Genomic DNA, 17,151 nt, shown 5'->3' on the forward strand with positions numbered 1-17,151 from the left:
GGTTCTCCGGCGGTAAGGGACAGGCCTTTTACGTCCGGCAGCCGCTTTGGTTGCGCAGGTCTGGCCGCGCCGCCGGTTCAGGACCGGCGCAGCAGGCTCACGTCCCGGACCGCGCCGCGTGCCGCGCTGGTGGTCATCGCCGCGTAAGCCTGCAATGCGGCGGACACTTTGCGCTTGCGCGGGTGTAACGGCGACCAGGCATCGGCCCCGCGTGCTTCTTGTTGGGAGCGGCGATGGCTGAGGATCTCGTCCGAAACCATCAGGTTGATGGTGCGGTTCGGGATGTCGATTTCGATCGTATCGCCGTTTTCGACCAGGCCGATCTCGCCGCCTTCCGCCGCTTCCGGCGAGGCATGGCCGATCGACAAGCCCGAAGTGCCGCCCGAGAAACGCCCGTCGGTGAGCAGCGCGCACGCCTTGCCCAGCCCCTTCGATTTCAGATAGCTGGTGGGATACAGCATTTCCTGCATGCCCGGCCCGCCGCGCGGCCCTTCGTAGCGGATCACCACCACGTCGCCCGCGCCCACCTGACCGCCCAGAATGCCGGCCACGGCGGCGTCCTGGCTTTCATAGACCCGCGCGGTGCCGGTGAACTTCAGGATGCTGTCATCCACGCCGGCGGTCTTCACGATGCACCCATCGCGCGCGATGTTGCCATACAGCACGGCGAGCCCGCCGTCCTGGCTGAACGCATGTTCCTTGGACCGGATGACGCCGTTCTCACGGTCCAGGTCCAGTTCTTCCCAGCGGCGGGACTGGCTGAACGCGGTCTGGGTGGGCACGCCGCCCGGCGCCGCCTTGTAGAACTGCTGAACCGACGCATCGTTGGTGCGGCTGATGTCCCAGCGGTTAAGCGCATCGCGCATCGTGCGGCTGTGAACGGTCGGCAGGTCTGCATGCAGCAGGCCGGCGCGTTCCAGCTGGCCCAGAATCGCCATGATCCCGCCGGCGCGGTGCACGTCTTCCATGTGCACGTCGCTTTTGGCGGGCGCGACTTTCGACAGGCACGGCACTCGGCGCGAAAGCCGGTCGATGTCAGCCATAGTGAAATCGATGCCGGCTTCGGAAGCGGCGGCCAGCAGGTGCAGCACAGTGTTGGTCGATCCGCCCATGGCGATATCCAGGCTCATCGCATTTTCGAAAGCTTCGAAGCTTGCGACATTGCGCGGCAGCACGCTGTCATCGTCCTGATCGTAGTAGCGATGGCACAAGTCCACCGCCACGCGGCCCGCTTCCAGGAACAGGCGTTCGCGGTCCGAGTGCGTGGCCAGTGTCGATCCATTGCCGGGCAGCGACAGGCCCAGCGCCTCGGTCAGGCAGTTCATCGAATTGGCGGTGAACATGCCCGAACACGACCCGCAGGTAGGACAGGCCGAACGCTCGATTGCGGCCACTTCCTCGTCGGTGTAGCTTTCATCGGCGGCGGCGACCATGGCATCCACCAGATCGAGCGCCTGCTCTTTGCCCTTGATGACGACCTTGCCCGCTTCCATCGGTCCGCCGGATACGAACACCGCCGGAATGTTGATGCGCATCGCGGCCATCAGCATGCCGGGCGTGATCTTGTCGCAGTTGGAAATGCACACCATCGCATCGGCGCAGTGCGCGTTGACCATGTATTCCACGCTGTCAGCGATCAGTTCGCGGCTGGGCAGCGAATAGAGCATGCCGTCGTGGCCCATCGCGATGCCGTCATCCACCGCGATCGTGTTGAATTCCTTGGCCACGCCGCCCGCCGCCTCGATCTCGCGCGCGACCAGCTGGCCCAGATCCTTGAGGTGGACGTGGCCAGGCACGAACTGGGTGAACGAATTGACCACGGCGATGATCGGCTTGCCGAAATCACCATCCTTCATGCCGGTGGCGCGCCACAGCCCGCGCGCACCTGCCATGTTGCGACCGTGGGTCGAAGTGCGCGAGCGATAGGCGGGCATTTGTGAGAACTCCGGACAAGTAGAGCGGCGTGGGGCACCTTCAGATGAACTGGCCCCTACGCTGCAATCAATTACAATTCAACGGCGATTTGAGACATTTTATTTCACGGCGCCATTGCCGCCATTACCGCGCTGCACAGCCCCGTCATGGTTTTCGCCCAGGCCTCCTGCCCGGATGCATCGCCGATCAGGTCTTGCCGGATCTCGATCGAAACGTACGGGATGCCGCTACCTTCGGCGTGGCGGTTCATGGATGCGTTGAGGAGCTTGCCCGAATAGGGCTGCTGATCGCCCACCACCAGGCCCCGCTGCTCCAGCCAAGGGATGGCGACGTGCGCGGTGGTCTCGTCCTGGTTATACAGCACGCCCACCTCCCAAGGCCGGGCCTCGTCGCTGGTGGCAAGGGCGGGCGTGAAGCTGTGTAACGACAGGATCAGCGCGGGGCGGTGCTGGCGCAGCAGCGCGGCAAGGCCATCGTGATAGGGCGCGAAAAAGCGCGCGGTGCGGGCCTGCCGGCCAGCCGCGTCGAGCCGGTTGCCGGGGATTGGGTGACCGTCGCTGACGTCGGGGATCATGCCGGGGGCATCGGGCGGGCGGTTGAAATCGCACACCAGACGGCTGACGTTGGCCAGCCAGGCAGCGGTGGGAATGGTGCTGGCATCTGCCACCATGCGCTCGGCAATGGCGGCAACGCCGATGTCGATGGCGATATGCTGGTTCAGCAGCGCGGGATCGATGCCCAGGTCGATATCCGCCGGCACGCGGTTGGATGCATGGTCGGCCACCACCAGCAGTCCGCCTGTTTGCGGCGTGCCCAGCAGCCTGCGAACCTCGGCCATCTCATCCACGTGTGCCAAACCTGCCTCCGTTTCCTCAAACCGCCGGGTGATACGCGCGGTAAGCTTAACGCAGGCTTCCCGCCAATTGCCACCACTGCGGGTGATCGCGGGCCAGTTTTTCCGCCGCTGCGTGCAACGCCTCAACACTATCGTACAAAGCGAAGCACGTGGCTCCTGAACCGGACATGCGGGCCAGGAACGGCGCGGTATCCTCCAGCGCCTGTAGAACGTCGGCAACGGCCGGGCAGATGGCGATGGCTGGGCCTTGCAGATCGTTGCGCCCTGCCAGCGCGATCGCGCGCACCGAGCCACCGGGCATCGGGCCCCGGTCGATCCCGTCCCACGCCTTGAACACCGGGCCGGTCGGGACCGCTTCTCTCGGGTTGACGAGCAGCACCGGGGTTCCGGCAAGATCGCTGGGGACAGGCACAAGGTCCGTGCCGGTACCGGTGCCGATGCAGGTGGTGGACAGGACGCAGGCAGGCACGTCCGCGCCCAGCTTTGCCGCGCGCGTCCGCCAGTCGTCCGGCAGGCCGTGGGTCTGTTCCACCATGCGGAAGATCGCGCCCGCGTCGGCAGAGCCTCCGCCCAGCCCTGCGGCCACGGGGAGGCGCTTTTCGAGTTCCACCGCCCACCCGGCGCCGTGCGCCAATGCGCCCAGCGCCTTGGCGACGATGTTGCCGAACGGGTCGTCAATTTTGCCGGCAAACTCGCCACGCGTCGTCAGCCGATCCGCACTGGCGGGGGCGGCGACGAGCCTGTCGCCATCGTCCACGAAGGCGAACAGCGTTTCCAGGTCGTGGTAGCCATCCTGGCGCCGACGGCGGACGTGCAGCGCGAGGTTGATCTTGGCGTAGGCGGTTTCGTTCAGCATCCGCCCCGATTACATGTTCGGGTAATTGGGTCCACCACCACCTTCGGGCGCGGTCCACACGATCTGCTGGCCCGGATCCTTGATGTCGCACGTCTTGCAGTGGACGCAGTTTTGCGCGTTGATCTGGAAGCGCGCCTCGCCCGTGCCGTCGTTCATCACGTATTCGTAGACCCCCGCCGGGCAATAGCGGGTGGACGGACCGGCATAGACCGGCAGTTCCACACGGGTGGGATACGTGGGATCCTTCAGCTTGAGGTGGACCGGCTGGTCCTCCTCATGATTGGTGAAAGAATAGGACACGCTGGTCAGCCGGTCGAAGCTGATAACGCCATCGGGCTTGGGATAGGCGATCGGGCGATACAGGTCGGCGCGCCCGGTGGCGTCACTGTCGCGGTGATGCTTCATCGGCTTGGCGATGCCAAAGCCGAACAGCGTGCGCAGCCACATGTCGGCGCCGGCCAGGATCGTGCCCAGTTCGCCGCCCCACTTGGCCACCAGTGGCTCCGCGTTCTGGACCAGCTTCAGTTCCTTTGCGATCCAGCTGGCGCGCACCGCATCGTCGTAGTCCTGCAGCGTATCGTGCGCGCGGTCCGCCTTGATCGCGGCGGCGATGGCTTCAGCCGCCAGCATGCCGCTTTTCATCGCGGTGTGGGTGCCCTTGATGCGCGGCACGTTGACGAAACCGGCGGAGCAACCCGCCAGCACGCCGCCGGGGAACGCCAGTTGCGGTACGGACTGCCAGCCGCCTTCGTTGATGACGCGCGCGCCGTAAGCCACCCGCTTGCCACCTTCCAGGATCGCGCGGATTTCCGGGTGCTGCTTCCAGCGCTGGAATTCCTCGAATGGGTAAAGGTAGGGGTTCTTGTAATCCAGTGCGGCCACGAAGCCGAGCGCAACCTGGTTGTTGGCCTGGTGATACAGGAAGCCGCCGCCCCACGCGTCGTTTTCGCTCAGCGGCCAGCCTTGCGTGTGGATGACCCGGCCCGGCACGTGCTTGTCCGCCGGAATGTCCCACAATTCCTTCATGCCCAGCCCGTAGACCTGCGGTTCGCAGTTCGCCTCAAGGTCGAACTTGGCCTTAAGGCGCTTGGTCAGGTGGCCGCGCGCGCCTTCGCAGAATACGGTGTACTTGCCCGTCAGGTTCATGCCCGGCTGGAAATCGCCTTTGGGATTGCCTTCCCGGTCAACCCCCATGTCGCCGGTCTGCACGCCGATCACCGCGCCGGCATCGTCGTACAGAACCTCCGCAGCCGGGAAGCCGGGGAAGATTTCGATCTCCAGCGCTTCGGCCTGCTCGGCAAGCCAGCGGCACAAGTTGCCCAGAGAACCTGTGTAATTGCCGTGGTTGGACATGAAACGCGGCTGGATCAGGTGCGGCAGCGCGAACTTGCCCTTCTTGGTCAGGTGCCAGTGCCAGTTGTCCGTCACCGGAACGTCGGCCAGCGGGCATCCATCTTCGCGCCAGGTGGGCAGCAGTTCGTCAAGCGCCTTGGGATCGATGGTCGCGCCCGATAGAATGTGCGCGCCGATCTCGGAGCCTTTTTCCAGCACGCAGACCTGGAGTTCGGGGTCCACCTGCTTGAGGCGGATGGCGGTTGCCAGCCCTGCCGGTCCACCGCCAACGACGACGACGTCGTAAGGCATCTCTTCGCGTTCGATCATGGCAGCCCCGTGTTTTTATTGTGCGTTAGTCGCTCGATTAAATCTGCAAATGCCTTGATTGCTAAGGCGCGGCAGGTCAAGACCCGCGCAATGGATCAGCGGCCAAATACGCCTTTTCTGGACGATGTAACAGGTGCGCTGGACTGGTGGCGCAGCGCCGGGGTGGACTGCGACTACCTGGACGAGCCGGTCACATGGCTGGCGTCGGCAGAGCCCGAGGCGGCGGCAGTCCCTCTGCCATCGCCTCGAACGGCGCCTGCCGATGTGATCCCGGCGCCTGCAGAAGCGAAGATCGATCCCGCTTCCCTTCCTGCAGATCTTGCCGCCTTCACGCCGTGGTGGCTGACAGAGCCGCTGTTGTGCGAAGGTGGCCCCGCCGCGCGCGTCGCGCCGCAAGGCCAAGCGGGCGCCGATTTGATGGTGGTGGTCGAGGAACCCGAAGCCGGGGACACCGAAACGCTACTGGCCGGTCCACACGGCAAGCTACTCGATGCCATGCTCACTGCCTTCGGGACCAGCCGCGATGCGATCTACCTGGCCAGTGCCCTGCCCCGCCACACCCCCGGCGCGGACTGGCGCGCTATGGTGGCAAAAGGAATCGGCCAGGTGCTTGCCCGTCACATCGAATTGGCGGCTCCGAAACGCGTCATGATCCTCGGTGGCAACGTCCTGCCGCTCCTTGGCCACGAATCACCGCATCGCCCTGCCGTTTTACGAAGTTTAAACCATGAGGGTGGATCGATACCTATGCTCACGGCCTGGGCGCTGCCGGCTCTGCTCGCCCAACCGCGCGCAAAGCCGGTTTTGTGGAAGGCCTGGCTGGAGTGGACCGCTGACTGACGTGCGGACCTTCGGTGATGGGGTACACGCGGTATCGCGCAAGGATTTGGGGACAAGACTTGAGGACAATTGCCAGGGTGGGTTTAACGGTGGGCGCCTGTCTTGCCGCTACCGTTTGCAGTGCACCGGCCTTCGCCAACAGCGCCGCCGTCGATTATTTCCGCAGCCGGGCCGATCGCACCGCCGTGCCCACCCTGCTCAGCCAGGACGAGCGCGCGTACTACAAGCAGGTGTTCCAGGCGATCGACGCCAAGGACTGGGCCACCGTTCAAAAGATGCTGGCGGACCGGCCCGACGGCCCACTGCACCAGCAGGCCCGCGCCGAATATTACCTGGCTTCCGGCTCGCCGAAGATTCAGCTGGCCGATCTGCAAAACTGGCTGGCGCAAGGGGCCGAACTGCCGGGTGCGGATCAGATCAGCCGCCTGGCGCAAAAGCGCGGCGCCACCAGCGTGCCCCAACTGCCGGCCGAGCAAAGCTTCGCCCGCCTGCCCTCGATGTCCAAGCGCGTGCGCCCTGCCTCGATTGACGACGGTACGATGCCCGCCGCGATATCCGCCGGCATCAACGATCGCATCAAGAATGACGATCCGATGGGCGCGCGGCTGCTGCTGGACGGGATCGACGCGAACCTCAGCCCCTCGTCACAGGCCGAATGGCGCCAGAAGGTGGCCTGGAGCTTCTATATCGAGAACCAGGACGCGCAGGCCTATCAGATGGCGCAGATCGCCGCCTTGGGTCAGGGGCCGTGGGTCGGCGAAGCCTGGTGGACCGCCGGCCTTGCTGCCTGGCGGCTGGGCGATTGCGACGGGGCGTCCGATGCCTTCACCAAGGCAGCGCGTGCGTCTGAAAACGCAGAGCTGACCAGCGCTGCGCATTACTGGAACAGCCGCGCGCTGGTGCGCTGCCGTAAGCCCGAACAGGCGGGCGCCGCGCTGCGCCTTGCGGCTGCGCGCGATGAAACGCTGTATGGCATGCTGGCCGCCGAACAACTGGGCCTGAAGCTGTCCGAGCAGCACGCCGGGGCTGACTTCACGCAGGCGGATTGGCAGCAGCTGCGCGCCAGCACCAACGTGCGCACTGCCGTGGAACTGGCGGAAATCGGTGAGGACGGGCTGGCGGACGAAGTGCTGCGCCATCAGGCGCGCATCGGCGATGCCTCGCAATATGCACCGCTGACCCGCCTCGCCCGCGATCTCGGCCTGCCCGGCACGCAGCTGTGGATGGCCTACAACGCGCCTTATGGTGGCCGGCCGGAGCCCGCATCGCGCTTCCCTACGCCCAAGTGGACCCCGGTTGGCGGCTGGAAGGTGGACCCCGCGCTGGTCTATGCCCACGCCCTGCAGGAATCGGTGTTCCGCGCCACGGTCGTCAGCCCTGCCGGTGCGCGCGGGCTGATGCAGATCATGCCCGCCGCCGCGCAGGACCATGCTGGCGCGCTGGGCGTGTCCGGTTCGGCCACCGATCTCAACAACCCGGAAGTGAATCTAGCGTTCGGCCAGCGGCATCTGCAGACCCTGCAGGCCGATCCGGGCACGCAAGGGCTGCTGCCCAAGGTTATCGCCGCCTACAACGCCGGCCCGGTGCCGATCTCGCGCTGGAACGCCGAGATCAACTGCCAGGGCGATCCGCTGCTGTGGATCGAGTCCCTGCCGTACTGGGAAACGCGCGGTTACGTGAACATCGTCATGCGCAATTACTGGATGTATGAGCGGCAGGCGGGCGGTCCTTCGGAAAGCCGCATGCAGCTGGTGCAGGGTATGTGGCCTACCTTCCCCGGCCTGACCGGATCGAAGGGCGTGCGCATTGCCGCAAACGGAGTGAGTGTGCGTGGCAATCGACCCTGAGCGGACGTTCAAGCCCATCGCCATCGCGCTGCTGACCGTTTCCGATACCCGCACTGCCGCCAACGACACGTCGGGCGATATCCTGGCGCAGCGGATCGAAGCGGCGGGCCATCGCCTGGTACGGCGTTCGATCGAGCGTGACGATGCGGATGCGATCGCCGCGCTGTTCGACACCTGGATCGACGATCCGCACGTGGACGCCATCGTCTCCACCGGCGGCACCGGCCTCACCGGGCGCGACGTGACGCCTGAGGCGCTGGGCAAGCTGGGCGGGCGCGAGATTCCGGGCTTTGGCGAACTGTTCCGCTGGCTAAGCTACAAGACCATCGGCACGTCCACCGTGCAAAGCCGTGCGATGGCGGTGGTGGCGCGCGGCACGTATCTGTTCGCGCTGCCCGGCTCAAACGGCGCGGTGAAGGACGGGTGGGACGGAATCCTGGCCGAGCAGCTCGACAGCCGCAACCGGCCCTGCAACTTCGTGGAACTGATGCCGCGCCTGCAGGAAGTCTGACGCCGGCGTAGCCCGGCAGGCATCAATTCTGCAGCGAGATGTAACCCAGCTGCGCCGCCTTGAACACGGTCTGGCTGCGGTTGACCGCGTTCAGCTTGGTCGCCGCGTTGTGAATGTGAAATCGCACGGTGGCCCGGCTGCGCGACATGATCATGCTGATCTCAAGGTCGGTCTTGCCGATCGCGGCCCAGCGCAGGCACTCCACTTCGCGCTTCGACAGCCGGGTTTCGGGCGGCAGCGCCTGGGTGCGGCCCATCACCTGCACATACGTGGCGATAAAGGTGCGGGCATAAAGGCCGAACGCGTCCGAATAGATCGCGAATTCCTCTGACAAGTCGGTCTTTTCGCGGTCCAGCGGATTGAAGCTGACTGCGCCGATCTGCCCGAACGGCAGGTGGACCGGCACGCCGATAGCCGCGCGGGTCATCGCCCTGACCTCGAAGTTGCCGATGTCGATCGAAGCGAGATAGGCGTTGGGTTCACGGGTGCGGAACCCCTGCGCGTTGGCCCAGAACGGCTGGCCTTCGAACCGGCAGGCGGTGGTGAGCGGGCTATCCAGCGCGATGCGCGAATTGCGCCACCACACGCGCTCCTCATCGCCCCAGCCGAACACTTCGGTGGCCAGCATCTTGCCGTCGGCATCCACGGGCGTGCGCTTGTCGGCGATGTCGTGCGCGGGGGCGACGCGCATGCCGCAATCCATGGCGATGCGATGCAGCGCCTCGGCAGCGGGCCGGATCCCTTCCGGCGACGTCACGCGCACAGCGTCGATCTTATCCTGGGATAGCAGCTGCATCGTATTCCTCTCGCGCACGTCTTAGACTTGTCGGTCTGACGGCACAATCACCCGCGCCCCGTTTGCCCGGTTTATGTGACTAGCATTTTGCGCAGCGGTAAACCTTGGCCGCCTGGTGATAAGCATGACCGGAAACGGGAGTGGAACGTGAATTTCGACCTCAGCGAAGACGAGGAAATGCTCAAGGCCCTGGCCGAGCGTTTCGTTACCGACCACTACGACCATGACAGCCGCCGGGCGTTCCTGGCCGAACCGACAGGGTTTTCGGCGGCCAACTGGGCGCTGCTGGGCGAACTGGGATTGATTGCAGCGCCTTTTCCCGAAGACATGGGCGGGCTGGATCTGGACGCAACCGGCATCGCCACCGTGTTCGAGGCGCTGGGCCGCGGGCTGGTGGTGGAGCCCCTGGCCGAAGCCGCCGTGCTGGCCGGGCGGATTTTCGCGGCTGCCGCGCCGCAAGAATTGCGCGATGCCTGGGCCGATGCCCTGGTCTCCGGCGAGAAGCGGCTTGCCTTGGCGCACGCCGAAGCGCGCGGACGCGGCGGCTTGCCGTGGATCGAAACGCGCGCCGTGCAAAGCGGCGATGGCTGGACGCTGAGAGGCGCCAAGCCCTATTGCGCAGCCGGCGCCGGCGCGGACGGCTATATCGTCTCGGCCCGTCTGGAGGGTGAGCCGGGCGATGCGGCAGGGGTCGCGCTGTTCCTCGTTACCGCCGATGCGCCGGGCCTAACCGCCCGCGAATGGCATATGGCCGATGGCAGCGTGGCGGTAACGCTTCAACTGGACGGCGTTGCGGTGCCGGCGAACTGCCGGCTGGAAGGCGACGGGTTCGCCCATGTCGCATCGGCGCAAGTCATGGCCACGCTGGCCCGCTGCGCCGAGGCGCTGGGCATCATGGAGCGCATGTTCGCCGACACGATCGACTATTTGCGCACCCGTACCCAGTTCGGTGCGCCGCTGGGTTCCTTCCAGGCCATCCAGCACCGCATGGTGGCGCAGTATGCCGTGATCGAACAGAGCCGCGCTCTGCTGAACCTGGCGCTGGTGTCCTGGCAGAGCGACGACTTTGCCAACGCGGTCCACGGTGTGCGGGCGTTCATCGCGCCGGCGTGCGTGGAACTGGGGCATGAAATGATCCAGTTCCACGGCGGCATGGGCGTGACTGACGAACTGGCCGTCGGCGGCGGCCACAAGCGCCTGCTCGTGTTGTCACGCTGGCCCGAAGACCCGCTGGCGGCGCTGGATCGCTACGCCGGAGTGCTGCACTGATCGCTACCTGTGAGGGGGAGCGATCGGTGTCGCTCCCTCAACGCTCCCGCTGCTTGAGCCAGCCTATCCCGCGCTCCAGCAGTTCGTAGAACACCGGCAGGTCCCACGCGCAGCGATCCACTGTGGGCCACCAGTCCAGCATCGGCTGCAGATCGTAATGCCCGCGGCAATGGCCCAGCGTGTTGTACAGCACGCCACCTTTGCCGTGGTCCTTCAGGTACATTACCGGGTGCGTTCCCGGCGCAGCGGCAGCCTCGACGAAACCGGTGCCCGGCTCGGAACATTCCGTTTCCAGCAGGACATGCAAGCGCCCGTGCGTCTCCAGATGATACAGCTCGTCCGTCGTCTCGAACGGCGCGATCCCGGCCACCAGCGGATGGTCCGGATCGGCGACCGTCACCGTGTACGGCGCGATCGGCGGGTGCGAGATGAACTGCGATCCCACCATGTCCATGAACAGCGGTGCCCAGCGCGGCGCGTCCCACAGCCCCGCATCGGGTCCGTCTGCCAGCAGGCGCAGCACGGAGTTGGTGCCGTGCAGCGCGTACCAGCGCCCGCCTGCCGCCAGCCAGTCCCGCAAAGCTTCCTGCGCGGTCAGCGAGGGGGTGACGTCACACGTGTAGGTTATCAGAATATCGGCGCTGCGAATCGCCTCGATGTTCTCGTAATCCTCGAACACGCGGGTACGCACAGCCAGGTCCTTCGCCAGCAGTTTGAGCAGTTCGAGCCGGGCGAAGTCCATATCGTGCCACACACCGCCGCATATCAGCACACAGTCTATGCGGGGCGGGTGCGTCTGATCGGTTTCAGCCAAGGCCTCAGTCCTCCTTCCAGCCGCCAAGTTCGCCGTTGATGTATTTCATCAGCGTATCCTGGAACTGGCGGATGCGGATTTCCTGATAATTGCCCAGGTTGATCCGCCCGGTCTTGGAAGCATGCAGGCCTTGCTGCACGTATGGCAGGTTATCCATGTCCTGTTCGAACACGTCGCCCAGGATGCCCAGTTCCGGCGCTTCGGTCCACTTCTGGTCAAGCGTCAGGAACTTGAGCGGGGCGCCGCGCGGGATCGGCTCGCCTTTGGGGATACGGGCAAGAATGCGCACTTCCATGATACAAGTGTCCGGCGTCTTGCCCGGCAGCCAGTTGTAGACGATGTTGGGCATGAAGCCGCCCCACGGCCCGAAATTGGGGAACACGTTGTAGACCAGCGCGTCGAGCAGTTCGGCATCGGTGGCGTCTTCGTGGTCGTAGCCCGTGCTTTGCGTGTAAGCCTGACGCATCGCCGCCCCTAGCGCTTCGCGGGCGGTCATGCCTTCGGGCACTTTGACCGCCATCGGGTTGTCACGCGCGGCCTCTTCGTAATTGTCAGCAGAGCGGCCGTTATATTTGATGAACTCGTCAACGATCCACTGCTGGCCCTGCCCCTCCTGGATGTGCGGGCTCATCACCCCGAACGGCACCAGGTTGACGTTCACATTGTCGCCCCAGGTCCAATAGGCGGCGTTCGAATCGCCCGTGAAAGGTAGAAGCTGCGGATGCGTGACGATGGTGTGCCAGGCCTCCATGAAGGCCTCCATCACCACCTTCCAGTTGGCCGGCACTTCCTTGGCGACGCGCATCACGCTGGCGCATTCTTCGTGCCGCCAGCGCTTGAAGTGTTCGGGCAGCGGGGCAAGGAATTCCTCAAGGGTGGGGCCGCCCTTCTCCTCGCGGATGAAGACGTAGCCGGCCCAGCGGCCCACTTCGGCTTCCGGCAAGTGGAGGTTCTGTTCCTTCAGGTGGGGAAAGTCCCACTGGCACGGCATCGAATTGAAGCTGCCGTCCTTGTTCCACGCAAAGCCGTGGAAGGGGCACGTGAACGTATCGGCGGTGCCTTCGTGGGTGCGCAGCTTGCGGCCGCGATGCAGGCACACGTTGTGCATCGCGCGGATCGTGCCATCGTCCTGCCGGCTTACAAGGTAGGAGCGGCCTGCGTTTTCATAGACGATGAAGTCGCCAGGCTCGGGCAGATCTTCCTCGCGTCCGACGAACTGCCATACGTACGGCCACATGCGTTCACGCTCAAGCCGCGCGAAATCCTCGCTGATATAGCGTTCCGCCGGGATCGGGTCGGAGCCGCGATAGGCGTAGCTCTCCTGCGTCAGCATATCGGGAGCGGGGCGCGAATCCTGGGCCATCAATTCAGCCCAGGTTATGCCCTCGCTGCGATCTTCGCCCAGCGCGGCGGCGACTTGCGGATCGCGATCGGCCATTGTTTCAGTCTCCCAAGCACGGATTTTCCGGTTTGTCGTCCTGTCTGGACCTTTGGGCAGCGCAAGTCACCTTGCTCAAAATCATAGGTTGCCGCCCCTTGTGGATCGGCCATGCTGCGGCAAATTTCGATAATCGGGAGAATGCCGTGAAGCGGCTTGAAGGCAAGGTGGCGCTTATCACCGGCGGTACGTCCGGGATTGGCGCAGGCACCGTGGAGCGGCTGTGCGCCGAAGGCGCGCAGGTGATCTTCACCGGCTCCAACCAGGCGGCGGCGGACGCGTTGTGCTCGTCCACCGGCGCGCATTTTGTAAAGCACGACGTCACCGATGCCGCAGCATGGACGGCGCTGATGGAGCAGATCCACAGCGCGCACGGGCGACTGGACATCGCGTTTGCAAATGCCGGCACGGAATCGGGCGATGGCAGCATCGAGGATATCACCATCGAAGGCTGGAACACGGTGATCGGCGTGAACCAGACCGGCGCGATGCTCACCGTGCAGCATGCGATGCGGGCGATGGCCGCCAATCCGCATGGCGCGGAAGGTTCCATCATCGTCAACTCCTCGATGAACGCGCACCGGGCGATGGGCAACTTTCTGGCGTATTCGGTGTCGAAAGCGGCGGTCGTCGCGCTGGTAAAGTCTGCCGCCGTGCATGCGGGCAACCGCAAGTACAAGATCCGCGTCAACGCGGTGCTGCCGGGCGTGGTGGAAACGGCACTGATCCGCAACCTGATCGACAAGTCCGCGGACCCCGCCGCAACGCGCGGCGCCTACGAAGGCCTCTCGCCGATGGGGCGTATGGCCACGGTCGAGGAAGTGGCCGGCATGGTTGCCTGGCTGGCCAGCGATGAGGCGCGGTTCTGTTCGGGTGGCGAATTTATCATGGACGGCGCGTCCACAGCAGGGATGAACGGGGTATGAGCGATCTGGACGCACAGCGGCTGAAGGGCCGCGTTGCCCTCGTGTCCGGCGGTCTGCGAGGCATCGGCCTTGCTTGCGTGGAACGTTTCCTGGCCGAAGGCGCCGAAGTGGTGCTGACCGACCTGGAAGCGCCCGAAAGCGACCTTGCTACCGCCACGATGGCTAGGCTGGGCCAGGCGGCAAGCTATGTGCGCGCCAACGTGACGAGCGAGGACGACTGGGCTTCGGTCGTCGCCGCCGTGACCGAGCGGCACGGCGCGCTGCACATCCTGGTCAACAATGCCGGCACCGATCTTACCGGCCCGGTCGCCAGCACCTCGCTCGAAGCGTGGCGCCGGATCATGAGCATCAACGTCGATGGCGTTTTCCTGGGCGTGCGTGCGTGCGTGCCGCTGCTCGAAAAGGGCGGGGCCGATGTGAAGGGCGGTGCTTCGATCATCAACGTCAGCTCGATCATGGGCCTGGTCGGGATGAGCGAAGTGTCGGGCTACAATGCCAGCAAGGGCGCTGTGCGTTTGTTCACCAAGTCCATCGCGCTGGAATTTGCCGAAAAGAAGATGCCGATCCGTGCCAATTCGCTGCATCCCGGCTTCGTCATCACCCCGCTGCTGCAGGCTGGATTCCAGCGCTGGGTGGATAGCGGTGCGGCGCAAAAAACGCAGGACCTGATCGACGTGATGGCCAGCCGCACGCCGATGGGCCGGCTTGCCGATCCCGCCGAACTGGCCAGCGCCGCGTTCTTCCTGGCGAGCAGCGACAGCTCGTACATGACCGGCGCGGAACTGGTGATCGACGGCGGCTGGACCGCACAATAATTCCGACAAGACGGGACAAGACATCATGACCATAGCCCTCCCCGACGTCATCGCCGTCGTCACTGGTGCTGCTGGCGGTATCGGCCGCGAAATCGTTAAGGCGATGAAGGCGGCGGGCGCCACCGTGATCGCCACCGACCTCAAGGACGATGCGCAGATCGACGGCGCCGACCACTACCTGCGCCATGACGTGACGAGCGAGACAGACTGGCGCGCGGTGGAAGCGCTGGTGCGCGATACGTATGGCCGCCTCGATGTGCTGGTCAACAACGCCGGCTACTCGATCGTCACCAAGTTCGAGGACACTCCGCTGAGCGAATTTCACAAGGTCAACGCGATCAATGTGGACTCGGCCATTATCGGTACGCAAGTGCTGCTCGATCTGCTCAAGATCGGCGGCAAGGCCCGCAGCACCGGCGCCAGCATAGTCAACTTCTCCAGCGTCGGAGGCTTGCGCGGTGCGGCCTTTAACGCCGCGTACTGCACCAGCAAAGGTGCGATCAAAATCCTGAGCAAGTGCCTGGGCGCCGAATTCGCCGCGCTGGGGTATAACATTCGCGTCAACTCGGTTCACCCTGGCGGGATCGATACGCCGATGCTCGGCTCGATCATGGATCGCTACGTGGAACTGGGCGCGGTTCCATCGCGCGATGCCGCTATGGCGGGTGTAATGGCGACGCATCCGATCGGGCGGTTGGGGCGGGCGGAGGAAATGGCCGGCGGCGTCGTGTTCCTCGCCTCCACCGCGTCCAGTTTCATGACGTGCGACGAACTGGTGATGGACGGCGGCTTCAGCCAGGTCTGATCGCCCTAAAAGGGATACGCCAATGACTAAAAAGCTTCCCGGCGTCATCGGCGTCCACCACATCGGGGTTTCGGTTCCGGATATTGCCAAAGCGCGTGAATTCTACATCGACATTCTGGGCGGGGTTGAGGAAGTAGCGCCGCTGGAATGGGCAGACAACCCGATGATCGACGCGATCGTGGGGTTGCCCGGCAGCGCAGCGCGGCAGTTCTTCTGTCGTCTTGGAAACGTGCAGATCGAAGTGTTTGAATACAGCGCACCGCGCCAGGCACCGCAGGATGCGAATCGGGGCGTCAACGAATACGGGTACACGCACTTTGCCGTGCAAGTGGAAGACGTGGCCACCGTATACGAACGGATCGTGGCGGCCGGCCTGCCGGTGCACACGGCGCCCACGATGGAGAACATCACCATCGAAGATGGCATCAAACACGGTTACACCGGTACGTACTGCCGCGACTTTTTCGGTAACGTCTTCGAGATTCTGGAAATTCACGCAACCCCGGACATGCGCCCGATCTAGGATCGGCAGGAGCAGGATCAGAAGGTCAAAGGCCGATTAATCCATCTGATACAGTTAGATCGAGATCAAGATCGGCAACCCCAAAGCCTGTGGTGCGTTCTCCACAGTGCGCGCGACCCAAACGCCGGGGTCGTGACTTGGGAGTTGGGAATTGAAGACAGCCACGATCGACCGCGCCGCCTTGGCCGCTGTTTCAGCGCCGGTGAACACCGCGCGATCCACCACCACGCCAAATCGGCTGGTCGATATGGAAATATCAACAGGATTGCTGCGCAGCGCCGCATGCGAAGCTGGACTATTTCAGAGATCCGCCTTGGGCCACTTGGATCACAAGACATGGATGAGCCGTGTGATGGCCGATGGTCAGCGCCTCACCGATTTGCTTTGGGAAATGGGGTTTACCCCCGCCACAAGTGAACCAGAGCGCAAAGCCTGAATTTTGCTGCGCTACAACCTCAGGTGTCCTGACGTTGTAGCCACGCTTTGGTGCGATTGAACAGTTCTTGCGCCCGCGCTGTCGGATCGGGAAAACCGGCACGCAGCGCGGCAGAACGCATTTCCAGAGACAGCGTGATCTCGGCGGGAAGAGCCTGCAGCATGTCCTCCAGCGGCAAGGCGCCCTCTCCCACATGCTGGCGCAAATCTATCGCGTCGATGATCACCGCATCGAAGTCCGTCGGGTCTGGCCGCTGCGCCAAGGCATCGCAAAACTGCGCATAGGGCAGCAGTCTGGGATCGATCGCAGCTATCTGCGCTACCGTCGTCCCGGACCGATCGACATGGATTGGATCGATCAGCACTGCACCCAGGGGATGGTCGATCGCCGCCAGCACGGCCAAGGCATCGCTTAGCGTCTTTACCTCGGTGAAAATCCCGAATTCCAGGGCGACGCGCATGCCCGATCCTTCGGCATGGCGGCACAAGGCGCCCAGTTCGTCCACCGTGGCGGAACGATCGGGATGGGATGACACGCACAGCACATTCGCTGCGCCAAGCTGTGCGCCCACATCCAGCACCTTGCGGTGATCGTCCATCGCGCTGCCCGGTTTCAGCCAGACCACCTCGACATCGAGCACCGGCATCCCGGTGCGCGCCAGCGCCGCCGCAGCATCGCGGGTATGCTGCGCCGTCCATACCTGCGGATCGATCCACAGTCCGACGGCATCGAAGCCGGCCTGCGCGCCCGCTTCGATCACGTCCAAGGCGCCGAATTCGGGAAGCACCCCGGACGCCAGCGACAGCTTGTGCGCCATCTCCC

17 protein-coding genes are annotated in these 17,151 nt (G+C 64.5%); 9 read left to right on the forward strand and 8 right to left on the reverse strand.

The features are described 5' to 3' along the window. Positions 1-77 precede the first annotated feature (77 nt). From ilvD to ASE49_RS13185, 4 genes are all read right to left on the reverse strand, one after another. A complete protein-coding gene (gene ilvD / locus ASE49_RS13170) occupies positions 78-1,934 on the reverse strand; it encodes a dihydroxy-acid dehydratase (protein ID WP_056773339.1) in 1,857 nt (618 codons plus the stop codon). Positions 1,935-2,038: 104 nt separating this feature from the next. Then, a complete protein-coding gene (locus ASE49_RS13175) occupies positions 2,039-2,773 on the reverse strand; it encodes an N-formylglutamate amidohydrolase (protein WP_056773342.1) in 735 nt (244 codons plus the stop codon). Positions 2,774-2,837: 64 nt separating this feature from the next. Continuing rightward, a complete protein-coding gene (locus ASE49_RS13180) occupies positions 2,838-3,647 on the reverse strand; it encodes a 4-(cytidine 5'-diphospho)-2-C-methyl-D-erythritol kinase (RefSeq protein ID WP_056773345.1) in 810 nt (269 codons plus the stop codon). 9 nt (positions 3,648-3,656) lie between these two features. Continuing rightward, positions 3,657-5,309, reverse strand: coding sequence for an electron transfer flavoprotein-ubiquinone oxidoreductase (locus ASE49_RS13185; RefSeq protein WP_056773347.1), 1,653 nt, complete (start codon positions 5,307-5,309; stop codon positions 3,657-3,659). Between the two features lie 90 nt (positions 5,310-5,399). Between ASE49_RS13185 and ASE49_RS13190 the strand changes: the two genes are divergently transcribed. The 3 genes from ASE49_RS13190 (at position 5,400) to moaB (ending at position 8,507) form a co-directional block, all read left to right on the forward strand. Next, on the forward strand, positions 5,400-6,149 hold the full coding sequence (locus ASE49_RS13190; protein ID WP_056773349.1) for a uracil-DNA glycosylase family protein: 750 nt from the start codon (positions 5,400-5,402) through the stop codon (positions 6,147-6,149). Positions 6,150-6,217: 68 nt separating this feature from the next. Then, positions 6,218-7,996 (forward strand): lytic transglycosylase domain-containing protein, encoded by a 1,779-nt coding sequence (locus ASE49_RS13195; protein ID WP_235522999.1) that lies wholly within the window; start codon positions 6,218-6,220, stop codon positions 7,994-7,996. Beyond that, positions 7,980-8,507 carry a molybdenum cofactor biosynthesis protein B gene (gene moaB, locus ASE49_RS13200; RefSeq protein ID WP_056773355.1) on the forward strand — a complete coding sequence of 176 codons (528 nt, stop codon included), beginning with the start codon at positions 7,980-7,982 and terminating at the stop codon, positions 8,505-8,507. The genes ASE49_RS13195 and moaB overlap by 17 nt, the downstream gene beginning before the upstream one ends. 22 nt (positions 8,508-8,529) lie before the next feature. Here moaB and ASE49_RS13205 read toward each other — a convergent pair whose 3' ends face one another. Then, on the reverse strand, positions 8,530-9,303 hold the full coding sequence (locus ASE49_RS13205; RefSeq protein ID WP_056773359.1) for a helix-turn-helix transcriptional regulator: 774 nt from the start codon (positions 9,301-9,303) through the stop codon (positions 8,530-8,532). Between the two features lie 147 nt (positions 9,304-9,450). Between ASE49_RS13205 and ASE49_RS13210 the strand changes: the two genes are divergently transcribed. Beyond that, entirely contained in the window at positions 9,451-10,572 is a 1,122-nt protein-coding gene (locus ASE49_RS13210) for an acyl-CoA dehydrogenase family protein (RefSeq protein WP_056773364.1), read from the forward strand. Between the two features lie 37 nt (positions 10,573-10,609). Here ASE49_RS13210 and ASE49_RS13215 read toward each other — a convergent pair whose 3' ends face one another. Together ASE49_RS13215 and ASE49_RS13220 are read right to left on the reverse strand one after the other, a co-directional pair. Beyond that, positions 10,610-11,386: a ThuA domain-containing protein gene (locus ASE49_RS13215; RefSeq protein WP_056773367.1), complete on the reverse strand. Its 777-nt coding sequence runs from the start codon at positions 11,384-11,386 to the stop codon at positions 10,610-10,612. Positions 11,387-11,390: 4 nt separating this feature from the next. Then, positions 11,391-12,824, reverse strand: a complete 1,434-nt coding sequence (locus tag ASE49_RS13220) for an aromatic ring-hydroxylating oxygenase subunit alpha (protein WP_056773369.1) — start codon at positions 12,822-12,824, stop codon at positions 11,391-11,393. A 146-nt stretch (positions 12,825-12,970) separates the two neighbouring features. Here ASE49_RS13220 and ASE49_RS13225 point away from each other — a divergent pair, with 146 nt between their 5' ends. The 5 genes from ASE49_RS13225 to ASE49_RS18320 all read left to right on the forward strand — a co-directional run bounded on the left by ASE49_RS13225 (position 12,971) and on the right by ASE49_RS18320 (position 16,329). Beyond that, positions 12,971-13,750: an SDR family NAD(P)-dependent oxidoreductase gene (locus ASE49_RS13225; protein WP_056773905.1), complete on the forward strand. Its 780-nt coding sequence runs from the start codon at positions 12,971-12,973 to the stop codon at positions 13,748-13,750. Continuing rightward, a complete protein-coding gene (locus tag ASE49_RS13230) occupies positions 13,747-14,565 on the forward strand; it encodes a glucose 1-dehydrogenase (protein WP_056773372.1) in 819 nt (272 codons plus the stop codon). Before ASE49_RS13225 ends, ASE49_RS13230 begins: the two co-directional genes overlap by 4 nt. A 25-nt stretch (positions 14,566-14,590) precedes the next feature. After that, a complete protein-coding gene (locus ASE49_RS13235) occupies positions 14,591-15,370 on the forward strand; it encodes an SDR family oxidoreductase (protein ID WP_056773375.1) in 780 nt (259 codons plus the stop codon). Between the two features lie 22 nt (positions 15,371-15,392). Further along, positions 15,393-15,893, forward strand: coding sequence for a VOC family protein (locus tag ASE49_RS13240; protein ID WP_056773380.1), 501 nt, complete (start codon positions 15,393-15,395; stop codon positions 15,891-15,893). Between the two features lie 151 nt (positions 15,894-16,044). Next, positions 16,045-16,329, forward strand: a complete 285-nt coding sequence (locus tag ASE49_RS18320; protein ID WP_156370316.1) for a hypothetical protein — start codon at positions 16,045-16,047, stop codon at positions 16,327-16,329. A gap of 19 nt (positions 16,330-16,348) precedes the next feature. Here ASE49_RS18320 and ASE49_RS13245 read toward each other — a convergent pair whose 3' ends face one another. Beyond that, a complete protein-coding gene (locus ASE49_RS13245; protein WP_056773383.1) occupies positions 16,349-17,146 on the reverse strand; it encodes a sugar phosphate isomerase/epimerase family protein in 798 nt (265 codons plus the stop codon). Positions 17,147-17,151 lie beyond the last annotated feature (5 nt).

It is taken from the genome of Novosphingobium sp. Leaf2 (assembly GCF_001421325.1).
Classification (GTDB): Bacteria; Pseudomonadota; Alphaproteobacteria; order Sphingomonadales; family Sphingomonadaceae; genus Novosphingobium.

Excerpts from the sequence above, each read along its gene's own strand:
- ilvD (WP_056773339.1), bottom strand. The coding sequence starts at position 1,934 with ATGCCCGCCTATCGCTCGCGCACTTCGACCCACGGTCGCAACATGGCA.
- ASE49_RS13175 (WP_056773342.1), bottom strand. The coding sequence starts at position 2,773 with ATGGCCGAGGTTCGCAGGCTGCTGGGCACGCCGCAAACAGGCGGACTG.
- ASE49_RS13180 (WP_056773345.1), bottom strand. The coding sequence starts at position 3,647 with ATGCTGAACGAAACCGCCTACGCCAAGATCAACCTCGCGCTGCACGTC.
- ASE49_RS13185 (WP_056773347.1), bottom strand. The coding sequence starts at position 5,309 with ATGATCGAACGCGAAGAGATGCCTTACGACGTCGTCGTCGTTGGCGGT.
- ASE49_RS13190 (WP_056773349.1), top strand. The coding sequence starts at position 5,400 with ATGGATCAGCGGCCAAATACGCCTTTTCTGGACGATGTAACAGGTGCG.
- ASE49_RS13205 (WP_056773359.1), bottom strand. The coding sequence starts at position 9,303 with ATGCAGCTGCTATCCCAGGATAAGATCGACGCTGTGCGCGTGACGTCG.
- ASE49_RS13220 (WP_056773369.1), bottom strand. The coding sequence starts at position 12,824 with ATGGCCGATCGCGATCCGCAAGTCGCCGCCGCGCTGGGCGAAGATCGC.
- ASE49_RS13230 (WP_056773372.1), top strand. The coding sequence starts at position 13,747 with ATGAGCGATCTGGACGCACAGCGGCTGAAGGGCCGCGTTGCCCTCGTG.
- ASE49_RS13235 (WP_056773375.1), top strand. The coding sequence starts at position 14,591 with ATGACCATAGCCCTCCCCGACGTCATCGCCGTCGTCACTGGTGCTGCT.
- ASE49_RS13240 (WP_056773380.1), top strand. The coding sequence starts at position 15,393 with ATGACTAAAAAGCTTCCCGGCGTCATCGGCGTCCACCACATCGGGGTT.
- ASE49_RS13245 (WP_056773383.1), bottom strand. The coding sequence starts at position 17,146 with ATGGCGCACAAGCTGTCGCTGGCGTCCGGGGTGCTTCCCGAATTCGGC.